At 70.3% G+C, this 18,804-nt stretch carries 23 protein-coding genes and 2 pseudogenes; 17 read left to right on the forward strand and 8 right to left on the reverse strand.

Annotated features, from left to right (window positions below):
• Positions 1-22 precede the first annotated feature (22 nt).
• Positions 23-736 carry an NUDIX hydrolase gene (locus ACZZ0J_RS07405; RefSeq protein ID WP_463438154.1) on the forward strand — a complete coding sequence of 238 codons (714 nt, stop codon included), beginning with the start codon at positions 23-25 and terminating at the stop codon, positions 734-736.
• Here ACZZ0J_RS07405 and ACZZ0J_RS07410 read toward each other — a convergent pair.
• Both ACZZ0J_RS07410 and ACZZ0J_RS07415 read right to left on the reverse strand, forming a co-directional pair.
• Positions 642-1,079, reverse strand: coding sequence for an ROK family protein (locus ACZZ0J_RS07410; RefSeq protein ID WP_463436031.1), 438 nt, complete (start codon positions 1,077-1,079; stop codon positions 642-644). The two genes, ACZZ0J_RS07405 and ACZZ0J_RS07410, sit on opposite strands and share 95 nt — an antisense overlap.
• Positions 1,080-1,255: 176 nt before the next feature.
• A pseudogene (locus tag ACZZ0J_RS07415) lies at positions 1,256-1,897 on the reverse strand (ROK family protein); the annotation flags it as partial.
• 132 nt (positions 1,898-2,029) lie between these two features.
• Between ACZZ0J_RS07415 and ACZZ0J_RS07420 the strand changes: the two are divergent.
• From ACZZ0J_RS07420 to ACZZ0J_RS07450, 7 genes and pseudogenes are all read left to right on the forward strand, one after another.
• Positions 2,030-3,148: an ABC transporter substrate-binding protein gene (locus tag ACZZ0J_RS07420; protein WP_463436033.1), complete on the forward strand. Its 1,119-nt coding sequence runs from the start codon at positions 2,030-2,032 to the stop codon at positions 3,146-3,148.
• 5 nt (positions 3,149-3,153) lie between these two features.
• Complete coding sequence (locus tag ACZZ0J_RS07425; protein WP_461963242.1) at positions 3,154-3,327, forward strand: hypothetical protein; 174 nt, start codon at positions 3,154-3,156, stop codon at positions 3,325-3,327.
• Positions 3,328-3,338: 11 nt separating this feature from the next.
• On the forward strand, positions 3,339-4,286 hold the full coding sequence (locus ACZZ0J_RS07430; protein WP_463436036.1) for a carbohydrate ABC transporter permease: 948 nt from the start codon (positions 3,339-3,341) through the stop codon (positions 4,284-4,286).
• On the forward strand, positions 4,286-5,191 hold the full coding sequence (locus ACZZ0J_RS07435; protein WP_111084433.1) for a carbohydrate ABC transporter permease: 906 nt from the start codon (positions 4,286-4,288) through the stop codon (positions 5,189-5,191). Before ACZZ0J_RS07430 ends, ACZZ0J_RS07435 begins: the two co-directional genes overlap by 1 nt.
• A pseudogene (locus ACZZ0J_RS07440) lies at positions 5,152-6,929 on the forward strand (glycoside hydrolase family 13 protein). The gene ACZZ0J_RS07435 and the pseudogene ACZZ0J_RS07440 overlap by 40 nt, the downstream one beginning before the upstream one ends.
• Positions 6,930-7,074: 145 nt before the next feature.
• The gene (locus ACZZ0J_RS07445; protein ID WP_463436039.1) at positions 7,075-8,001 is read left to right on the forward strand and encodes an ABC transporter ATP-binding protein; all 927 of its coding nucleotides are present in this window, start codon (positions 7,075-7,077) and stop codon (positions 7,999-8,001) included.
• The gene (locus ACZZ0J_RS07450; protein WP_463436041.1) at positions 7,998-9,221 is read left to right on the forward strand and encodes an ABC transporter permease; all 1,224 of its coding nucleotides are present in this window, start codon (positions 7,998-8,000) and stop codon (positions 9,219-9,221) included. The genes ACZZ0J_RS07445 and ACZZ0J_RS07450 overlap by 4 nt, the downstream gene beginning before the upstream one ends.
• Here ACZZ0J_RS07450 and ACZZ0J_RS07455 read toward each other — a convergent pair.
• Both ACZZ0J_RS07455 and pnuC read right to left on the reverse strand, forming a co-directional pair.
• Positions 9,218-9,928 carry a hypothetical protein gene (locus ACZZ0J_RS07455; protein ID WP_463436043.1) on the reverse strand — a complete coding sequence of 237 codons (711 nt, stop codon included), beginning with the start codon at positions 9,926-9,928 and terminating at the stop codon, positions 9,218-9,220. The two genes, ACZZ0J_RS07450 and ACZZ0J_RS07455, sit on opposite strands and share 4 nt — an antisense overlap.
• A gap of 115 nt (positions 9,929-10,043) precedes the next feature.
• Positions 10,044-10,709 (reverse strand): nicotinamide riboside transporter PnuC, encoded by a 666-nt coding sequence (gene pnuC / locus ACZZ0J_RS07460; RefSeq protein WP_463436045.1) that lies wholly within the window; start codon positions 10,707-10,709, stop codon positions 10,044-10,046.
• Between the two features lie 355 nt (positions 10,710-11,064).
• On the opposite strand from pnuC, the gene ACZZ0J_RS07465 reads away from it, so the two are divergent.
• From ACZZ0J_RS07465 to ACZZ0J_RS07490, 6 genes are all read left to right on the forward strand, one after another.
• A complete protein-coding gene (locus ACZZ0J_RS07465) occupies positions 11,065-11,619 on the forward strand; it encodes an alternate-type signal peptide domain-containing protein (protein ID WP_111084438.1) in 555 nt (184 codons plus the stop codon).
• Positions 11,620-11,771: 152 nt separating this feature from the next.
• Positions 11,772-12,368 carry a TasA family protein gene (locus ACZZ0J_RS07470; RefSeq protein WP_463436048.1) on the forward strand — a complete coding sequence of 199 codons (597 nt, stop codon included), beginning with the start codon at positions 11,772-11,774 and terminating at the stop codon, positions 12,366-12,368.
• The gene (locus tag ACZZ0J_RS07475; RefSeq protein ID WP_463436050.1) at positions 12,365-13,261 is read left to right on the forward strand and encodes a hypothetical protein; all 897 of its coding nucleotides are present in this window, start codon (positions 12,365-12,367) and stop codon (positions 13,259-13,261) included. The genes ACZZ0J_RS07470 and ACZZ0J_RS07475 overlap by 4 nt, the downstream gene beginning before the upstream one ends.
• A complete protein-coding gene (locus ACZZ0J_RS07480; protein WP_463436052.1) occupies positions 13,258-13,983 on the forward strand; it encodes a signal peptidase I in 726 nt (241 codons plus the stop codon). The genes ACZZ0J_RS07475 and ACZZ0J_RS07480 overlap by 4 nt, the downstream gene beginning before the upstream one ends.
• An 11-nt stretch (positions 13,984-13,994) precedes the next feature.
• Positions 13,995-14,522: a hypothetical protein gene (locus ACZZ0J_RS07485; protein WP_205462912.1), complete on the forward strand. Its 528-nt coding sequence runs from the start codon at positions 13,995-13,997 to the stop codon at positions 14,520-14,522.
• 17 nt (positions 14,523-14,539) lie between these two features.
• Positions 14,540-14,680, forward strand: a complete 141-nt coding sequence (locus ACZZ0J_RS07490) for a hypothetical protein (protein ID WP_165901085.1) — start codon at positions 14,540-14,542, stop codon at positions 14,678-14,680.
• A gap of 49 nt (positions 14,681-14,729) precedes the next feature.
• Here ACZZ0J_RS07490 and ACZZ0J_RS07495 read toward each other — a convergent pair whose 3' ends face one another.
• Both ACZZ0J_RS07495 and ACZZ0J_RS07500 read right to left on the reverse strand, forming a co-directional pair.
• On the reverse strand, positions 14,730-15,263 hold the full coding sequence (locus ACZZ0J_RS07495; RefSeq protein WP_463436057.1) for a hypothetical protein: 534 nt from the start codon (positions 15,261-15,263) through the stop codon (positions 14,730-14,732).
• 50 nt (positions 15,264-15,313) lie between these two features.
• Positions 15,314-15,892: a hypothetical protein gene (locus ACZZ0J_RS07500; protein WP_463436059.1), complete on the reverse strand. Its 579-nt coding sequence runs from the start codon at positions 15,890-15,892 to the stop codon at positions 15,314-15,316.
• A gap of 179 nt (positions 15,893-16,071) precedes the next feature.
• On the opposite strand from ACZZ0J_RS07500, the gene ACZZ0J_RS07505 reads away from it, so the two are divergent.
• On the forward strand, positions 16,072-16,494 hold the full coding sequence (locus tag ACZZ0J_RS07505; protein WP_463436061.1) for a hypothetical protein: 423 nt from the start codon (positions 16,072-16,074) through the stop codon (positions 16,492-16,494).
• 197 nt (positions 16,495-16,691) lie between these two features.
• Here ACZZ0J_RS07505 and ACZZ0J_RS07510 read toward each other — a convergent pair whose 3' ends face one another.
• Positions 16,692-16,916 carry a cold-shock protein gene (locus ACZZ0J_RS07510; RefSeq protein ID WP_463436063.1) on the reverse strand — a complete coding sequence of 75 codons (225 nt, stop codon included), beginning with the start codon at positions 16,914-16,916 and terminating at the stop codon, positions 16,692-16,694.
• 374 nt (positions 16,917-17,290) lie between these two features.
• Between ACZZ0J_RS07510 and ACZZ0J_RS07515 the strand changes: the two genes are divergently transcribed.
• Complete coding sequence (locus ACZZ0J_RS07515; protein ID WP_463436065.1) at positions 17,291-17,701, forward strand: DUF6578 domain-containing protein; 411 nt, start codon at positions 17,291-17,293, stop codon at positions 17,699-17,701.
• Positions 17,702-17,779: 78 nt separating this feature from the next.
• Positions 17,780-17,983 (forward strand): hypothetical protein, encoded by a 204-nt coding sequence (locus ACZZ0J_RS07520; protein WP_463436067.1) that lies wholly within the window; start codon positions 17,780-17,782, stop codon positions 17,981-17,983.
• A gap of 217 nt (positions 17,984-18,200) precedes the next feature.
• Here ACZZ0J_RS07520 and ACZZ0J_RS07525 read toward each other — a convergent pair whose 3' ends face one another.
• Positions 18,201-18,416, reverse strand: a complete 216-nt coding sequence (locus tag ACZZ0J_RS07525; RefSeq protein ID WP_463436069.1) for a hypothetical protein — start codon at positions 18,414-18,416, stop codon at positions 18,201-18,203.
• Positions 18,417-18,804: the final 388 nt, after the last annotated feature.

An 18,804-nucleotide genomic window follows, 5' to 3' on the forward strand; every position in this document is an offset into this window, starting at 1 on the left:
CAACGCCTAGGGTGGGCGGGTGATGGACGACGGGCGCGCACGGGCGGCACTGGCGGGGGTCGCGGCGACCGGGTGGGGCGACGCCGAGCCGCTCGTCGAACCGGGCGGCACGGCCAGCCCGCGGCACGCCGCCGTCCTGATGCTCTTCGGCGCGCTCGACCGCACCCCCAGCGACCGCCCGGCCGTCGCCGCCGACGTCCCGCGTGACCTGGACGTCCTGCTGCTCGCCCGTGCCACGACCCTGCGCGCGCACCCGGGCGAGGTCGCGTTCCCCGGTGGACGGATCGACCCGGGCGATGCCGACGCCGTTGCCGCAGCCCTCCGCGAAGCGCGTGAGGAGACCGGGCTCGACCCGACGGGCGTCGAGGTCCTCGGCACGCTGCCCGCCGTACCGCTGGCGTTCTCGAACCACCTGGTGCGCCCGGTGCTGGGGTGGTGGCGCGAGCCGTCCCCGATCCGGGTCGTCGACGAGCGCGAGTCGGCCGCGGTGTTCCGGGTGCCGGTTGCGGACCTGCTCGACCCGGCGAACCGCGGGGTCACGGTGATCCGACGCGGTGGTCAGGAGTGGCGCGGACCGGGCTTCACCGTCGATGCGGAGGACAGCGAGCACCCCGACGGCGGCGGCCACCTGGTGTGGGGGTTCACCGCGATGCTGCTGGATGCGCTGTTCGACCGGCTCGGGTGGACCGAGGACTGGGATCGGGAGCGGGAACTGCCGCTCGACCGTCGGTACTGATCCGATCGACACCGCCCAGCGGGAACGACAGCGGGTCGGCACGGACCGCGTCCACCGCGTGGGCGACGGCCCCGATGACGACGACGTCGCCCCCGAGCGTCGACGCCACCAGGTCGGGCACGGGGTCGAAGTGCCAGCCGTCGAGCAGCGCGCGGGCACGGTCGATGACGGCGACCGCAGGCTGGGCGATCGCACCCGCAACCACCACCCGGTCGATGTCGAGCAGGCTGGCGAGCAGGACGCAGACGCGGGCCAGTCGGTCGCCGAGGCGGTCGACGATCGCCAGCGCCACGGTGTCGCCGTCCTGCGCTGCGCGGAACACGGCGGAGGCGCCGGCGTCCACCGCGAGCGGGCTGCCCGGCCGGACCTCGCCCGCGGCGACGGCCTCGGCGACCAGCGTCCGCGCCGTCGCGCCGATGCCGTCCGACGACCCGCCCCCTGGACGATGTCGAGCACGCGCATCTCCCCAGCGCCGCCGTGGGCACCGCGGAGCAGGACACCGTCGACCACGAGGCCGCTGCCGAACCGCTCGCCGGAGAGCAGCGCGGCGAACGAGGCGTCCCCCGAGGACGGCCGCTCGGCGAGTGCGGCGAGGTTCGCGTCGTTCTCGACGACGACGCGGCCGTGCGGGACGGCGCCGACGAAGCCCGGGTTCATCCGGTCCCAGAAGCCACCGTCGCCCGGCGATGCGCCGCCGGCGTCGACCGGCGCGGGGATGCCGACGACGGTGACCAGGACGCGGGAACGATCGGCACCGGCGGCGGCGAGCGCGTCGTCCACGGTGTCGGCGAGGACTGCGAGCCGGACGGGGACCTCGAGTCCCGACTCACCGAGTGCTCCTTCGGCGCGACCGAGCACGGCGCCCCGCAGGTCGGCGACGATGGCGGTGACCCGGTGCTGTCCAGCGTCCACCCCGACCACGACCCCGGCGGCGGTGTCGAGTTCGTAGCGCCGGGCGGGCCGACCGATCCGGTACTCCCCGGCGGCACGGGCGTCGTCGAGCTCGTGGAGCCAGCCGAGCCGGACGAGTTCCTCGCACGCGGCCAGCACGGTCGAGCGGGTCAGGCCGGTGGCGTCGATGGCCTCGGTCGCGGTGAAGGCGCCAGCGTCGAAGGCGTGCGCGAGCAGTGTCTCGGCGCTCGTTCGACGGGGTGGTGGCATGCCGCGACCTTATCGCGCAACGAGTTCCTTGCGTAATTAGATTTTGTCGCTAGATTTAGTCTCGCAGTCGGCATCGGAGCCGATCGCAGGACGGAACGGCAGGGCTGCCGGGTCCGGACGGACGGAGACGACGTGCAACCACACGCCACGACCAGGACGGCGGCATCGGTGAGCCGACGCTCGTTCCTGCTCGGAGCCGGCGGCATCGGAGCGGGCCTCGCGCTCGCCGGGTGCGCCCCGATCGGGTCCTCGAGCGCCAAGCCGGAGACCATCACGTTCTACGTCTCGAAGCCCGAGGTCATCGGGTACTTCGACGGCGTCATCGCACAGTTCCACGACAGCCAGTCGAAGGTGCGGGTCGTCCGCGACTCGACCTCGAGCATGTCCGCGAACTTCGTCCGGAACCGGCCGCCGGACCTCGGCTGCTGGAACTACAACTTCTCGGTCGTGCCGTTCGTCGAGCACGGAGCCCTGACGGACCTCTCCGACCTGTCGCAGGCCGACACGATCAACCCGGACCTGTGGCCGCTCATGCAGCAGACCGCCGACTACCCGGGCCGCAAGAGCGCGCTGCCGTACTCGGTGACCGCCGCCTCGGTGATCTACAACAAGGCACTGTTCGCCGAGCAGGGGCTCGAGGTGCCGACGACCTGGAGCGAGTTCGCCGACCTCTGCGAGCGCCTGCAGCAGGCCGGCATCGCCCCGATCTACGGGACGTTCAAGGACAACTGGACGATCGCGCAGGGCATGTTCGACTACACGGTCGGTGGTGCGATCGACACCCCGAAGACGTTCGACGCACTGCGACGCGAGGGCACGAGCGTCGGCAAGGACTCGTCGGTGTCGTTCGAGAAGGACCTCCGGACGCCGATGGAACGCATGACCCAGCTGCGGGCGTGGCACCAGGACGGTGCCGCCAGCCGCGGGTACGGCGACGGCAACCTCGCGTTCGCACAGGGCAAGGCCGCGATGTACCTGCAGGGGCCGTGGGCGCTCGGCGAGATCGCCAAGACGAACAAGGACATGGACCTCGGCACCTTCCCGCTGCCCGTCACCGACGACGCCGCGGACAACAAGGTGCGGGTGAACGTCGACCTGGCGCTCTGGATCCCGGAGGCGTCCCGCAAGCAGGAGGCCGCCCGCGAGTTCCTGACGTTCCTGATGCAGTCGAAGGTCAACGACAAGTACAACGCCGACAACAACGGCTTCGGTGTCCGGAAGGACGCTCCCCGGCGTCGAACCCGGCGCTGACCGGCATGCAGTCGTACTACGACGACGCCGCCTTCTACCTCGGTGCGTCGCAGCTCATCCCCGCCGAGATCCCGGTCGCGAACTACGCGCAGTCGATCGCCTTCGGAGGCGACCCGCAGCGCCAGCTCCGCACCCTCGACGCCGACTGGGCGCGTCTCGCGCTCCGCACGGCCGCGTAAGGAGACGTCCCATGGCAACCACGACCACCGAAGCCATCACGACGGCGGACAGCCGCCGACGTGGCGGAGCCGCCCCGGGCCTCCAGTCCGTCACCCACAAGCGGAAGCGGATCGAACCGCTCTTCCTCGCCTTCCTGCTCCCCACCCTGCTGCTCTTCACGCTCGCCATCACGCTGCCGGCCGTGATGGGCATCGTGCTCAGCTTCACGAACTCCGTCGGGTTCGGTGAGTTCCGCTTCATCGGGCTCACGAACTACGTCGCGGTGTTCTCCGACCCCGCGATCCTGCAGGCGTACCTGTTCACCCTCGGGTTCTCGCTCGTCACCGTGATCGTCGTCAACGCGGTCGCGTTCCTGCTCGCCATCGCGCTGACGTCGAAGATCCGCGGCAAGATCGCCCTCCGCGCGGTGTTCGTGCTGCCGATGGTCATCTCGGGCATCGTCATCGCGTACGTGTTCTCGTTCCTGTTCGCGAACAGCCTGCCGGCCCTGGCCGGTGCGATCGGCTTCGGTCCGCTCGAGCAGAGCATCCTGGCGAACCCCGACCTGGCGTGGGTCGCCATCGTGATCGTCACCGCGTGGCAGGCGATCCCGTCGACGCTCCTCATCTACATCGCCGGGGTGCTGTCCATCCCCGGCGAGGTCTACGAGGCAGCTGCCCTCGACGGCGCGAGCGCCTGGCGTCAGCTGATCTCGATCACCGCGCCGCTGACGGCCGGCTACATCCTGATCAACCTGGTGATCGGGTTCAAGAACTTCCTGAACTCGTACGACATCATCGTCGGCCTGACCGACGGTGGCCCCGGCACCTCGACCACGAGCGTCGCGATGTCGATCTTCAAGGGCTTCAACGGCGGCGACTACGCCTACCAGATGGCCAACGCCACGATCTTCTTCATCATCGCGGTCGTCATCGCCGTGATCCAGCTGCGGGCGACCCGCGGGAAGGCAGCGCTCTGATGACCATCCAGACACCCCTCCGTCCGGGGACGACGAAGACGGGCAGCATCAGATCGGTCGACGCCGACCGGACCGCCGGCCGCCGGGGCGGCCGGTCCAACTGGCCCGTCACCGTCGTCCTCGTGCTCTGCGCGCTCTCGATCCTGGTGCCGCTCTACGTCACCCTGACGATGGCGTTCAAGACGACCGGCCAGGCCGTCGACGGCAACGCGTTCTCGCTGCCGGCTCCGTTCAGCGTCGACGGCTTCGTGCAGGCGTGGGAGCTCACCGACTTCCCGCGGGCGTTCGGCGTCTCGGTGCTCGTCGCCGCGATCACCGTCGTCGGCACGATCCTGCTCGCGTCGTTCACCGCGTTCGCGATCGCCCGGAACTGGGACCGTCGGCTGTTCCGCTGGTCGTTCTTCTACCTGCTCGCCGCGATGTTCCTGCCGTTCCCGGTGCTCGCGCTGTCGCAGGTGAAGCTCACCGGGCTCGCACACCTGGACAACCCGTTCGGCGTCGCGCTGCTGCACGTCATGTTCCAGCTGTCGTTCAGCGTGCTGCTCTTCACCGCGTTCCTGCGGTCGATCCCGGCCGAGCTCGAGGAGAGCGCCCGCATCGACGGCGCGAGCACGGGCCAGGTGTTCTGGCGGCTCGTGTTCCCGCTGCTGGCACCGATGAGCGCCACCGTCGGCATCTTCGCGTTCCTGGCGTCGTGGAACGACTTCGTGATGCCGTCGCTGATCACCTCGGACCCGGCGTTGCAGACCCTGCCGGTGCTGCAGCAGATGTTCCAGACCCAGTTCAGCAACAACTACAACGTCTCGTTCGCCTCGTACCTGATGGCGATGGCCCCGGCGATCATCGTCTACCTCGTGACCCAGCGATGGGTGATGGCCGGTGTGACCCAGGGCGCCATCAAGTGAGCAAGACGACCGACCCGGCCGGCACGACCGAACCGACCGACACCACCACGAACCCCACGAACCACGAAAGGCCCGTCGTGACCGACACCCTCGCCCAGCCCGCCACCACCAGCGCCGACGAGACCTGGTGGCGCCAGGCGAGCGTCTACCAGATCTACCCGCGGTCCTTCGCGGACGCGAACGGCGACGGCATCGGCGACCTGCCCGGCATCACCGAGCGCGTGCCGTACCTGGCGTCGCTCGGTGTCGAGGCCGTCTGGCTCAGCCCGTTCTACCCGTCCGCCCTCGCCGACGGCGGCTACGACGTCGACGACTACCGCGACGTCGACCCGAAGCTCGGCACGCTCGACGACTTCGACCGGATGGTCGAGGCGCTGCACGCCGCCGGCATCCGGGTGATCGTCGACGTGGTGCCGAACCACACGAGCGACCGGCACGAGTGGTTCCGCGAGGCGCTCGCCGCGCCGAAGGGCTCCCCGCGCGCGACCGGTACGTCTTCCGCGACGGCACCGGACCGTCCGGCGAACAGGCGCCGGCCGACTGGATCTCGATCTTCGGCGGCCCGGCGTGGACCGCGGTCGGCGACGGCCAGTGGTACCTGCACTCCTTCGCCAAGGAGCAGCCCGACCTGAACTGGGCGAACCGCGAGGTCCGCGACGACTTCCTGCACACCCTGCGCTTCTGGTCGGACCGTGGCGTCGACGGTTTCCGCATCGACGTCGCCCACGGGCTCGCGAAGGACCTGCCGTCGGGAGCCCTGCCGACCTGGGCGGAGCTGGCCGAGATCCCGAAGGACGGCTCGCACCCGCTGTGGGACCGCGACGACGTGCACGAGATCTACGCCGAGTGGCGGACCGTGTTCAACGAGTACACGCCGGCGCGCACCGCGGTCGCCGAGGCCTGGGTGGCCGCCGACCGCCGCGCCCGGTACGCCAGCGCCGACGGTCTGGGGCAGGCGTTCAACTTCGACCTGCTCGAGGCCGACTTCGACGCCGGGTCGTTCAAGGAGATCATCGAGTTCAACCTCGGTCTGGCCGAGCAGTCCGGCTCGTCGACCACGTGGGTGTTCTCGAACCACGACGTCGTCCGGCACGCGACCCGCTACGCGCTGCCGGCGCGGAACGGCTCCCCCGACAAGCAGGGCGGCGCGTGGCTGCTCGCCGGCGGTTCGCAGGACGCCCTCGACCGCTCGTTGGGGCTGCGCCGCGCGCAGGCCGCGACCCTGCTCGAGCTCGCGCTGCCGGGCTCTGCCTACCTGTACCAGGGCGAGGAACTCGGGCTGCACGAGGTCGGCGACATCCCCGATGCCGACCGCCAGGACCCCGCGTTCTTCCGGAACCCCGGCGTCGACGTCGGCCGCGACGGCTGCCGTGTCCCGATCCCGTGGACCCGGTCCGGCCCGTCGTTCGGCTTCGGCGACGGCTCCGCGCACCTGCCGCAGCCGGCGTGGTTCGCGGACGCCAGCGTCGAGGCCGAGGACACCGACCCCGACTCGACCCTGAACCTGTACCGGAAGGCCCTCGGGCTGCGCGGCCAGCTGCAGTCCGAGGAGCACCTGGAGTGGCTCGAGACCGGCCGCGACGACGTGCTCGCGTTCCGACGCCCGAACGGCTGGACGAGCGTGACGGTGTTCGGTGACGACCCCTACGAACTCCCCGCCGGCGAGCTGCTGCTCGCCTCGGCACCGGTGGCAGACGGTGCCCTCCCGGGCGTGGGGACGGCCTGGTTGCGTTCCTGACGCAGGGTGCGCGTCGTGGACGCGACCAGGTGACGGACGGGAGGCTCGGTGCAGGCAGGCACCGTGCCTCCCGTCCGCCGTGGGGTCACCATCTCGGGCCGCGACCGGCACACGAGACGTCAGCCGGCCCCGGTAGGGTCGCCGCATGAGCGGGGCGACCATCAGCGTGCAGGACTTCGTCATGCGGTTCGGGGACCGGAACGTGGTCGACGGACTGTCGTTCGACGTCGCCGCCGGCGAGACGTTCGGCCTGCTCGGCAGCAACGGCTCCGGCAAGACCACGACGATCCGTGCCCTGCTCGGCATCACGACCCCGACCGCCGGCACCCTGACCATCGACGGCCAGCCGTACCGACCGGCCACCGGCGGCATCGGGTACCTGCCCGAAGAGCGAGGGCTCTACCGCAAGGAATCCGTCATCGACGTGATGTCCTACTTCGGACGCCTCCGCGGGCTCCGGGGTCCCGAGGCGACGGCCTGGAGCATGGACTACCTGGCACGCGTGGGCCTGGCCGACCGCGCCAAGCTCCGCGTCGACAAACTCTCCGGCGGGCAGCAGCAGAAGGTGCAGCTCGGCATCACGATCATGGACCGGCCACGGCTGCTCATCCTCGACGAACCCACGAAGGGCCTCGACCCCGTGAACCGACGGCTGCTGCTCGACCTGGTCGACGAACGGAAGGCCGACGGTGCGACCGTCGTCCTCGTGACCCACCACATGGACGAGGTCGAGCGGCTCTGCGACCGGATCCTGCTGCTCAAGGACGGCACCGCTGCCGCCTACGGGTCGATCCCCGACGTGCAGGACGCCTTCGGCGGCGCCGTCGCCCGGGTCGGTCTCGACGGACCGGTCCCCCGCTCACCGCTCTACAAGCTCGCGCGGCACGAGGGGCACGTCGCCTACCTCGTGCCGACGTCCGCCGCTGCGCCGGACGGTGCCGACATCCTCGCCGCGCTGGTGGCGGACGGTGTCCGCGTCACCGCGTTCGAGATGCGTCGGATCCCGCTCGACGAGATCTTCGTGCAGGTCTACGGCCACGACGCGCTCGCCGCCGCGGGGGCAGCAGCATGAGCCGCCTCGGAACCGTCGTCCGGTTCGAGTTCGTCCGCGCGGTCAAGAAGCCCGCGTTCTGGATCGGCACGCTCGCGCTGCCGGTCGTCATCGTCATCGTGTCCCTGCTCGTCGGCATCGGACAGGCGGCCGGCACCGACTCGGTCGTCTCGGGCTCGTCGGCCACGAAGACCCCGTTCCGCTACGTCGACCACTCCGGGCTGGTGTCCGAGTCCGTCGCGGCGAAGTGGGGCGGGTCGCCGTCCACCGACGCGGACGCGGATCGAGCCGCCGTGCGTTCCGGGAAGCTCGACGCCTTCATCTCGTTCCCGTCGTCACCCTCGAACTCGCCGATCACCGTCGACGCCGCCGACCGCGGCCTGTTCGCGAACGGCGGCTACTCCTCGCTCGCCGAACGGGTGCTCGAACAGAGCGTCGCCGCGACCGTCGACGACCCCCAGACCGTCGAACTCCTGCGCTCCCCACCGGCCACCGACGTCACGACCTACGCCGACGGGCAGGTCGCGCCGGGCTGGCTGTCGATCGTGCCGCCGTTCCTGTACGTCGCCGCCTTCTTCGGCCTCGTCATCCTGCTCGCGGCACGCATGGTGACCGTCGTGGTCGAGGAGAAGGAGAACCGCATCTCCGAGATGATCCTGACCGCCGTCACCGCCGGCGACCTGATCCGCGGCAAGGTGATCGCGATGCTGCTCGTCGGGTTCGTGCAGGTCGGGGTGTTCGTCGTCCCGGGGCTGGTCGGGATGCTCGCCGTCCTGCCACTCGTCGCCTCGCAGCTCGGCGGGCTGACGATCGACCCGTGGCGCATGCTCGTCGGTGCGCTGCTGCTCGTCGGCGGCGTGCTGTTGGCGTCCGGGCTGTTCGTCGCCGTCGGTGCCGCGGTGCCGTCGATCAAGGACGCTTCAGCGCTGCAGTCCGCGGCGATCTTCGCCCTGATCATCCCGCTCTACGCGGCGTTCTTCGTGATGACCACGCCGACGTCGCCCGTCGCCGCGTTCTTCACGTACTTCCCGACGTTCACACCCATCACCGCCATGGTGCGGAACGCCGTCGGCTCGCTGAACGTCGTCGAGTCGGTGGTCTGCATCGTCGAGGTGTTCGTCGCCGCCGGCCTGCTGCTCTGGTTCGCCGAGTACCTGTTCCGGCACTCGGTCGCGCAGTACGGGTCGAAGGTGACGCTGCGGCAGATCGCGTCGTGGCGACGACGGTCGGTCTCCCGCTAGGGACGGCTCTGGGGTTCCCGCTCGGGCTCGGGAGCGGTCTGCTGGTGCTCCGCCGATCGCTGGCGCTGCGGCGTCTCGCGCTCGGGAACGTCGGCGTCGAGGTCCCACGACGGCAGCTCGTGCTGCTTCCAGCCCTGTCGGAGCGTCCGGACCGACCGGTCGAACTCCACCATGACGTCGATGTGTGGCCGGACGAGCATCTGGATCTGCAGTCCCTCGTACACCGCGAGCAGCTGCGTGGCCGCCTGGTACGCCGGGATCGCCGACTCCTCGGTACCGTTGTCGAAGTCGCGCTGCAGACCGTCGCTGAGCTGCTCGACGTACTCGTCGAAACGCTTGCGGAACAGCTCGGCGAAGCCGGACTCCGAGCTCGCGACGGTGATCACCCCCGCGAGGACGCGGACGAGCCCCGGGTCGGCGACGTCCTCGGCCAGGGTCAGCCGGACGTGGTCGATCGTGCACGCCGGCGGGGTCTTCCGACGGGTGCCACGCAGCTGCGTCCACCGGTCGTACGTCACCAGCAACAGGGCTTCCCACGCGGGGAACAACCGCTCCACGGTCTCGAGCGGGATGCCCGCGACCTCGGCGACCACCGAGGCGTCGACCGCGTCGAAGGAGTGCAGCCGGTAGGCGCGGATCGCTCCGCGGACGGTGCGCTCGGCGAGGGACTCATCGTCCTCGACGCGTTCGCCGTGCAGGGGTTCCATCCGACCATCCCATCGTGTGCGGTACCCCATTGTCTCGTCCCAGACCGGGGGCCGTCACATCCACGCCGGGTTGGCGTGGACCGGCTCGGCGTGGGCGGGCCGTTCAGCCGGGTCGTCAGCCGACGGTGACGGGGGCTGCCGGGGGCTTCACCCGCTGCTTCGCCCAGACGAAGAAGCCGGTCAGCGTGAAGACGCCGTAGAAGACGTACATGAGACCCGACGCGTAGTACCCGGCCGAGAACAGGAGCGGGACACCGACCAGGTCGACCGCGACCCAGATGAGCCAGAACTCGACCCAGCCCTTCGCCATGCCGTAGGTGGCGAGCAGCGAGCCGACGAAGATCCACGCGTCACTCCACACCGGCTCGTACGACCCGAGGGCGCGGAACACCGGCGTGAGCAGGGCGGTCCCACCGACCATGCCGACGATCAGCAGGACGCGGGTCCGCCACGACGCCCAGTGCGGTTCGATCACGGTGGACGTGTCGTCAGGGCGTTGGGTCCAGCGGTACCAGCCGTAGATGCTCACGATGATGAACATCACCTGGCGGCCGGCCTGGCCGAGCAGGTTGACGGGGTTCGGGGTGTCGAACAGTGCGCCCATGAAGACGGTGAACAGGAGCGCGTTGCCGACCAGCCCGACGGGCCAGGCCCAGACCTTGCGGCGCATCCCGCCGAGCGCACTGAGCAGCCCGAAGACGTTGCCGATCACCTCGCGCCAGAGCACCGTCTGGTCGCCGATGACGATCTGCGCGTCGAACAGCCAGCGCACGATGCCCATGGGCCCTCCTCGTTTCCGGTCGGTGCAACGGTCGGGGGACGTCCGGCATTCCGGTGATGATCGGGGTACAAACATGTCCTCCACAGGGTGGACAGAAATCACCCCCGTTTTGGGTCCATGCGAAAGCATGTTCCCACTTGTCCGCACTTTGGGGGACGAGTACCGTCGTCACCAGAGCGAGTCCAGCCCGCCCGAGCAGCAGATCTGCGCTCCGGAGCCCGGCGACCGCTCTCGGCAAGGTCAGCCGCGACCCCTCACCCGCGAGGTCGATGACACCGTCCCACCGGCACGACGACCCGAATCACGAGCCGGTGGTGCTCAGCGCGCCCCGAAGCGCAGAACGGACCACTCCCCCATGCACAAGATCGTCACCGGCACCATCGCCGGCGCAGCCGGCATCGCCCTCCTCCTCGGTGGAGCAGGTACCTTCGCCCTCTGGAACGCCAGCGCCTCCAGCGCGGCGTCCTCGGTGAGCTCCGGCACGCTGACCCTCAGCGCGAACAACGACGGCGCTTGGACGGACATCACCAACGGCCGCTCGACCGCGATCAACCCCAGCACCGCCCTGATGGTGCCGGGCAACACGTTCCAGTTCACGCAGACGCTGAACATCGGCGCGACCGGCCAGGACCTCAAGGCGAACCTGACCTACGCCAGCCAGTCCATCACCGGCGACTCCGCACTCCTCGCCGCGACGCAGAAGACCCTCGCCGTGACGTCCTCGAGCGCCACCGTGGTGCAGTCGACGTCGAACGCGAACACCTTCGTCGTCTCGCCGTCGGCGTCCACCTCGACCGTCAAGGTCGTCTTCACGATCACGCTGCCGTCCTCGGCGACCACCGGACAGAACGGGTCGATCAACGTCGGCGCCCTGGCCTTCACGCTCACCCAGACCGCGATCGGTTCCTGATCCACCGATCGCACTGACGCGAGCCACGACCGGCCCCTGATCCGCCGGTCGCGGCCCGCCCGGGTCCTTGTGGCCCGTCTGGGCCCCTTGTGGTCCGTCTGGGCCACGTGTGGTCCGCACCAGCAGAGGCTCACGAGCACCAGGGGACGCACATGACCGGGACACCGACGACGGCGGGCCGCCACCGCGCAGCACGACGCCACCGGTGGGTCCCGCCCGTCGCGCTCGCCCTGGTCGTCGCGGTCGCCACGGCGCTCCTGGGCGTCGGCGGGACCTACGCCCTCTGGAACGGCACCGCCACCACCGCTGCCACGACCGTGAAGTCCGCGACGGCGACGATCACCGTCGGCACCCTGTCGACGATGAAGACGACCGTGCTCGCACCGGGGACCGGCGTCACCGGCACCTTCGCAGTGAAGAACACCGGTTCGATCCCGCTGTCGATGCGCGTCGCGACGACGTCCACGAACGTCGCCTCCGCGACGAACGCGTCGTCGGCAGCCGTGCTCGGCGAACTGACGCTCCGGTTGACCAACGTGTCATCAGCTGCGGCCTGCACCGCCGGGCTGTCCGGCGCGAGCGGCCGTCTCGCAGCCTTCGACACCGGCAGCAGCTCGTTCACGCTGCAGCCCGGTGCGAGCTCCGTCGGCTGTGTCGAGCTGGTCCTCGACGCTGACGCGCCGCAGAGCGTCTCCGGCGCCGTCACCGACTTCACCCTCACCGTCACGGGAACGCAGGTCTCCGCATGAACCGCCGACTCCGACTCGTCGTCGCCGTGCTGCTCACCGCCGTGTTCGTCGGCGGCGGATCGAGCGCCGCCTGGGCACTGTGGAGCGCGTCCGGCACCACGGCCTCGAGCGTCACCATCGGCAAGCTCTCCGCCTCGATCACCGGCACGAGCGCGCTGACCACCACCTTCTCGTCCACGGTGACGTCGGTCACGAAGCCGATCACGCTCACCGACTCGGGCACGATCGCCGGCACCGCGACGACCACCGTGTCCGTCGTCTCCGGCAGCTCGGCGGCGCTCGCCCAGGCCGTCACCGTCGTCGCGTGGCCCGTCGCCGCGACCGCGGCGTGCACGACGAGCGCCGCGGTCGGCAGCGGATCGGTCACGGGCACCTGGGCATCGCTGCCGAGCATGACGTCCAAGCTCACCGCCGGTGCCTCGGCCATCTGGTGCACCCGCAGCACCCCCAAGTCGTCGGCGCCGGCGTCCGCCACGGCCACCGTGAACGTCAACCTCACCGTGGCGAGCGGCAGCTGGACCTCGGGCGTCGTGCAGGGTGGCTTCACCCTGACCACCCCGGCGACGGCCGCGGACACCGGTCCCGCTCTGGTCTGCACGGACCACGACGGCTGGTACGTCGAGGTGCGCTGGGACGCCGCGAACCGACCGAAGGACACCTGGTACGGCGCCTTCGTCGGCACCACCGCGGTCGGCCAGAAGGCGCAGGACTACTCGGCGTTCATCACCATCGCCCCGAACGACGTCCCGGCGAGCGCCGGCACCTCCGGGACGCTCACCGTGACCGTCAAGGTCCTCGACAGCGGCGGCAACCCGACCTCGACCGTCGCTGGCAGCGGCCCGGTCACGCTCTTCACGCAGAACAACGGCGCGGCGATCCGGTGTGGCGCATGACCCGCGCGACCGCCCGTCCCGAACGTGCCGAGCGCTCCGGCGCGCGCGCCGTCGTGCACGCCGTCGTCCTCGGCGTGAGCACCGGACTGCTCCTGCTCGTCGCGGCCCTCGCCGTCGTGCTCATCGTGGTGCCCAAGGCCACCGGCTCGATGCCGCTGACGGTCTTGACCCAGTCGATGGAGCCGACGCTGCCCCCGGGCACCCTGCTCGTCGTCCGTCCCACCGCCGTCGACGACATCGAGGTGGGCGACGTCGTCACCTACCAGATCGTCTCCGGCCAGCCGGCCGTCATCAGCCACCGCGTGGTCTCGGTGTCCTCGGCGTCGAACGGCGAACGCACCTTCGTCCTCAAGGGCGACAACAACGCGGAGGCCGACCCGCACCCCGTCTCCGCCGCGCAGATCCGGGGCGTGGTCTGGTACAGCATCCCCGAGATCGGTGTCGTCAACCAGCTCGTCAACGGGTCGCGGAGCTGGCTCATCCCGACCGTCGCCGGGGTCCTGTTGGCGTACGGCGGCGTGATGATCACCATCGGCACCGTCGCGGCCGCCCGCCGGCGACGTTCGACGACCGGCCACGGGCGACGTGCGACGTCCAGTCGCGGGCGGCGCGCGACGTCCAGTCGCGGGCGGCGCGCGACGTCCAGTCGCGGGCGGCGCGCGACGTCCGGTCGCGGGCGCCGCAGCGCATCGCCCCGGGGCTCAGGGCAGGCCCCGGTCTAGGCTCGGTGGACGTGACCGACGGAGTGCAGCGAGCGAGAGAACTGCTCGACGACGCCGCACGACGGCTCCGTTCCGCCGGGGTACCGGACGAAGCGCTCGGCGAGTACGCGCAGCCGAGGGCGGTGCTCGGCATCCGCCGCGAAGCGACCATGCGGTCCCTCGGCCGTGTGTGGCGCGTCGGTGCCCTGCTCATCGGTTCGTCGCTCGAGTCCGGCGGTCGGGTCTGGGCCACCGGGTCGATCACCCGTGTGACCGATCCAGGCCGAGCGCAATTCCAGTCGGTCTCGGCCGAGGTCCGTCGGGCCTACCGCGCTGCTGCGGCGAAGGGACACTTCGCGGCCGGCGACACTGTCAACCACGGCGCCACGGCGGTCGCGTTGGACGGAACGCTCGTCGGCTCGACCGGGGTGCTCTTCGTCGAGGACGACGTGCCGCTCGTCCGCTGGTCACCGGCCGCGGGCTCCGCCGTCCCGCTCGCCGACTACCTGGCCGATCGCGTCGGGTTGCTCGTCGAACCGCCCCGGGGTGCGACCGACTGACCCGCTATCGTGACGGCATGGACGGACAGCAGCCGCGCGAACGACGCAACCCCTGGTGGGCGGTGCTGCTTGTCTTCATGTTCGGGGGCGTGCTGTCGCTGGTCGCCGGCCGGATGCTGCCCTGGCAGGACCAGGATCGCCAGGACCCCGACTACTGAGGCGGGACAGCGGCCGGAGCAACGATGCGGTGCTCCAGCCGCTCGGGCTTCAGTGCACGCCCCTGGGCGGCGGGTTCACGTCGTCGTCGGAGCGGACGCTCCGCCGGAAGGCTCGGGGCAACCACGTGATCGCGGCACCGACGATGACCGCGACGATCATGCCGACTGCGATCACGCCGGTCGACCCGGCCCCGTAGTTCGACCACGGCAGCCCGAGCGCCCACTGCGCCGCGGGGCCGAGCACGAGCAGCGCGGCGGCTGGGACGACGACGACGAGCAACGACCGGGTGCCGCTCCAGGCCGGGTTGCGGAGCACGAGGATGCCGGCCAACGCCGCGGCCGCCAGGGCGCCGTAGAACCAAGAAGCGCCGGACATGCGCCAGCCGTCGTACGCGAACCAGTCCCGGACCGAACGAACTGTCTGAGCCCATGCGTGCCGATCCGGGCCGCCTCGCCCCGAGACCAGGGGCAGCGGGCAACCGATGACAGCGAGGAGCCCCGTGACCGCGCTCCCCACGCCGAGCAGCACCATCCAGAACCGCGGCCCGACGGCGGGCTCGACGTCGAAGTCGGGGATGCTCACGCGGAAGACGCTACCGGGCAGGAGGCGCGATCCGGCCGTACGGGGTGCGTTCAGTCGGACTCGTCGTGCCGGTACGGCCCCGATGCGCCGGCGAAGAAGGCGACCTGGGCGCCAACGCCGACATCGGCTTGGATGCGCGCCGCCGTCCGCAGCCCGACGGCGCGGGTCTCGGCATCACCGAACGGCGTCCCGACTCGTTCGGTGAGGGCACGCCGGTGCACGATCGCCTTGGCGGTGCCATCACCAGTACCCGCGGCGCGTGCCGACCGGACGTCCCGCTCCCCGTCACGCAAGAACTCGACATCGGTTCCGGGTCGTGCACTCGGCAGCACGACGGCAGTACCCGCCTCGGCCACCGTGTCGATGCCGCCGCCGGCTCCGCACCAGACATGAGCGTTGTCACCGAGCTCGAGTTGCACACGGCTCGCGAGCACGAACGCTTCGACGCGATGAGCGTCACGGACCGCTCCGGAAGGCCAGTCGAAGTCGGGCTCCCCGCGGGAATCGAAGACGTCGTTCCACGCCCTGAGGTCATCGCGCAGCGGCCTGCTCAGCCCGAGAGCTCCCGCGTCAACGCTCCCGATGCACTCGCGCGACCCGCGGAACCAGAGCGGGGAGTCGTCGACCATCTACTCGGCCATCACGAGGACGATCGCGCTCACCACTCGCCCAGCGTACGACGCCAGAACGGGAGGGTGCGGGCGCGGCCGGCGTGCACGACACTGTGATCGACATGAATGCCTCGTCTGTGCACGACCGCCTTCGCCGCCGCCGATGGAGTTGCGTCATCGGGCTGACGCTCGTGATCGTGGGGTCGCTCACAGCCTGCTCCGGCCGTGCGACGCCGGTCGACGACGCTTCAGCCTGGATGGAGAACGTCCAGGATCGGTGGGCCGAACAGCCCGGCGAACTCGGCGCTGGTGCCGGGACCAACGACGCGTCGAGTCGGCTGTCCCTGGGCATCGCAGACGGCGGCGAGCGCGCACACGTCCGCGTGTCCGTCACCTGCCAGGGACACGGAACCATCCGTATGGCCGTCTGGGGCGGTCGCATCGCCGACGGCGCAGACACCGGCAGGAAGCTCGCGGCGCGCTCGGTCCAGTGCGGCCACGACGAAGACCTCTACGTCGAGACGTCGGCCGACTCGATCACCATCGGGCCCACGTCGGGCGACTCGACTGTCAGCTGGTACGCCGCCGCCTACGCCGACCGCGCAGCCGCGGCGCGCTGAGCGGAGCGTCCACCAGCCGATCGGCTCCTCGACGGACCAAGTGGCATCGCGACCACCGCGACATCGTCTTCAGTGACGACGTCGCGACCCGCGACGGTCAAGCCGAAGGCGAGGCTCCACCGTGTGAGCCGAGCTTGTGCAGACTGCGGAGGCCATGGATCCACCGGCGCGGAACGGTCTACCCGTCTGCGCACGGCTCAGACGGGCGTGACGTCGTGCGCGCGGAAGAAGTAGCCGTCCTGCCCCGGTGGGTACCCCTCGACGTCGAACCGAACGCGATCCCCGGGCTGGAGCGTGTGACACCCGTCCATGCTCAGGTTCGAGAAGTGCGCGAACACCTCCGACTCGACATCGTCCGAACGGAGCGCACCCCATCCGTCTTCATCGCTCCACCAGACGCACTCGCCCTCGACGTTCTGCACGAAGGCACGTTACCGCGCAGCGTGGTCCGGGTAGATCGCCGATGCTCGCCTCAAGGCCAGTCTCCTCACGCAGTTCGCCGCTGATCTGACGCGCATCTGGCTGGCGCACCACGAAACGCCCGGCCGTGCCACACAGCCCGGCGTCGCGGTGTCCCGATCGACGATCGGCAGCCGGACGGTTCGGCTGCTTGGGCGGGCTTTCGTTCGTTGGGCAGGCATAGGCTGACGCCATGCGCCCAGAGGACGAGCCGGAGCGCCCGCGGTCGGACAGAGTCGTGCTGCCCCGGCGCCTGTACGAGTCGATCTTCGGGTCCGCGTCGGGAGTCACTCGTCCGTCACTTGTCCCACGAACGCCGACGCCGCCGGTGCCGCCCGTGGACACGGTGCCAGCCCTCAGGGAAGGGGAGACAGACGTCTGGCTCACCGAGTGGCAGATCGAGGAAGACTGCTACGTCGTAGCGGTCGGCGATGAGATCGCCTGGGCGTTGTCCGCGATGGACCAGCTGTGGGTCGACCGCATCCTCGAAGCGCGTCGAAACGTCCCGCTGCAGCTCGACTTCTACGCCCACGAACTCACCGAAGTGGATCGAGCGATTCGGAGAGACCTCCGCGGGACCATCGTCCGCATCGACCAGGTCTCGGTGCGGTTCGTCAACGATCCGGATGGCCGTGGCATCTCCGTGCCCGAGACCAACGGCGGACAGCAGCACAGCGTTTCGTCACTGTCCGACCGCCGACCGCACCGCGGCGACATCATCGGATGGATCGTCCGCGTCCAAAGCTGATGAGTACCTCGTCCGCGGCAACGCTGCCGTCCGGAAGCCGATCACTCGCCGGGCGCTCGGAAGCAGTAGCTTCGGCGAATGGACACCGTCAGCGCGAAAGTACTGGGCACAGGTGCGGTCGTGTTCGGGCTCGTCTTCATCGTGACGTCCATCGTGCGCTTGAGTCGTCCAGACCTCGACGTCCTGCTCGCGGTTCTGAACATCGTCTTCGGCGCCCTATTGCTCTACACCGGCTTCAGACTGTGGCGATCCGCTCTTCGCGGAACGAACCGCGACGGTTAGGCGATCCTAGTGACCTCCTCCAGGTAAGAGGCCAAGCCGATCCTGTCGATCTGTTCGAAGTCACCACACCCCGGTCGCATTCAAGATCGTGGTGATGACGAAGAATGCCACGACGACGCCGATGACCACCCAGGCGCCGGGAGTCACCTGTCATCGTCGCGGTGGCCCTCATCGTCCCCGGGTTGCCCGGGAGCGATGTCGCGGCCACGCTCCCGCATCACGATCCGGTGACGAGCCCCGTGCTCTCCCCGCGCTCTGTCAGGATGCCGCCCATGGGGGACCACAGAACGACCGCATCGGTGACCGGGGCGCTGCTCGCGCTGATCGTGCTGACGGGCTGCGCGGTCGAGAGCAGCACGGGTTCGAGCGCCCCGTCGACGAGCAGCGCGCAGGCCGGCACCACGACCGGAGAACCGATGGGCGCCGCGGGCACGTACGCCGCCTCCGGGGACGGCGCCGGCCCAGGCGGCGACAGCCCATCGCAGTACGGGCTCAACAAGCGGCACCACGACCGCACCGACCTGAGCGCGGAGTCGGCGGCAGCGCTCGACGTCGCACGTGCTCAGGTGGAGCGGGAGCTCGCCGCGCAGTCGACCCCGGTCCTGCAGCCCGCGGTCGAGGAGATCCTCGACCGCGTCGGAGCACCGAACCGCTGGATCGTGACGACGCAGACCGGCGGGAAGGTGCTGTTCGAGGCACAGGTCGAGATGTCCGGCTGCCTGATCGGCGAGGTCCAGCGCGACGGCACGGCCGAGGTCACGGCCGCGGGCTGGGTCCTCGACGGCGGATGCCACGCCCCGACGGGCACTGAGCCCCGACAG

This window comes from Curtobacterium sp. AC272 (assembly GCF_979258155.1).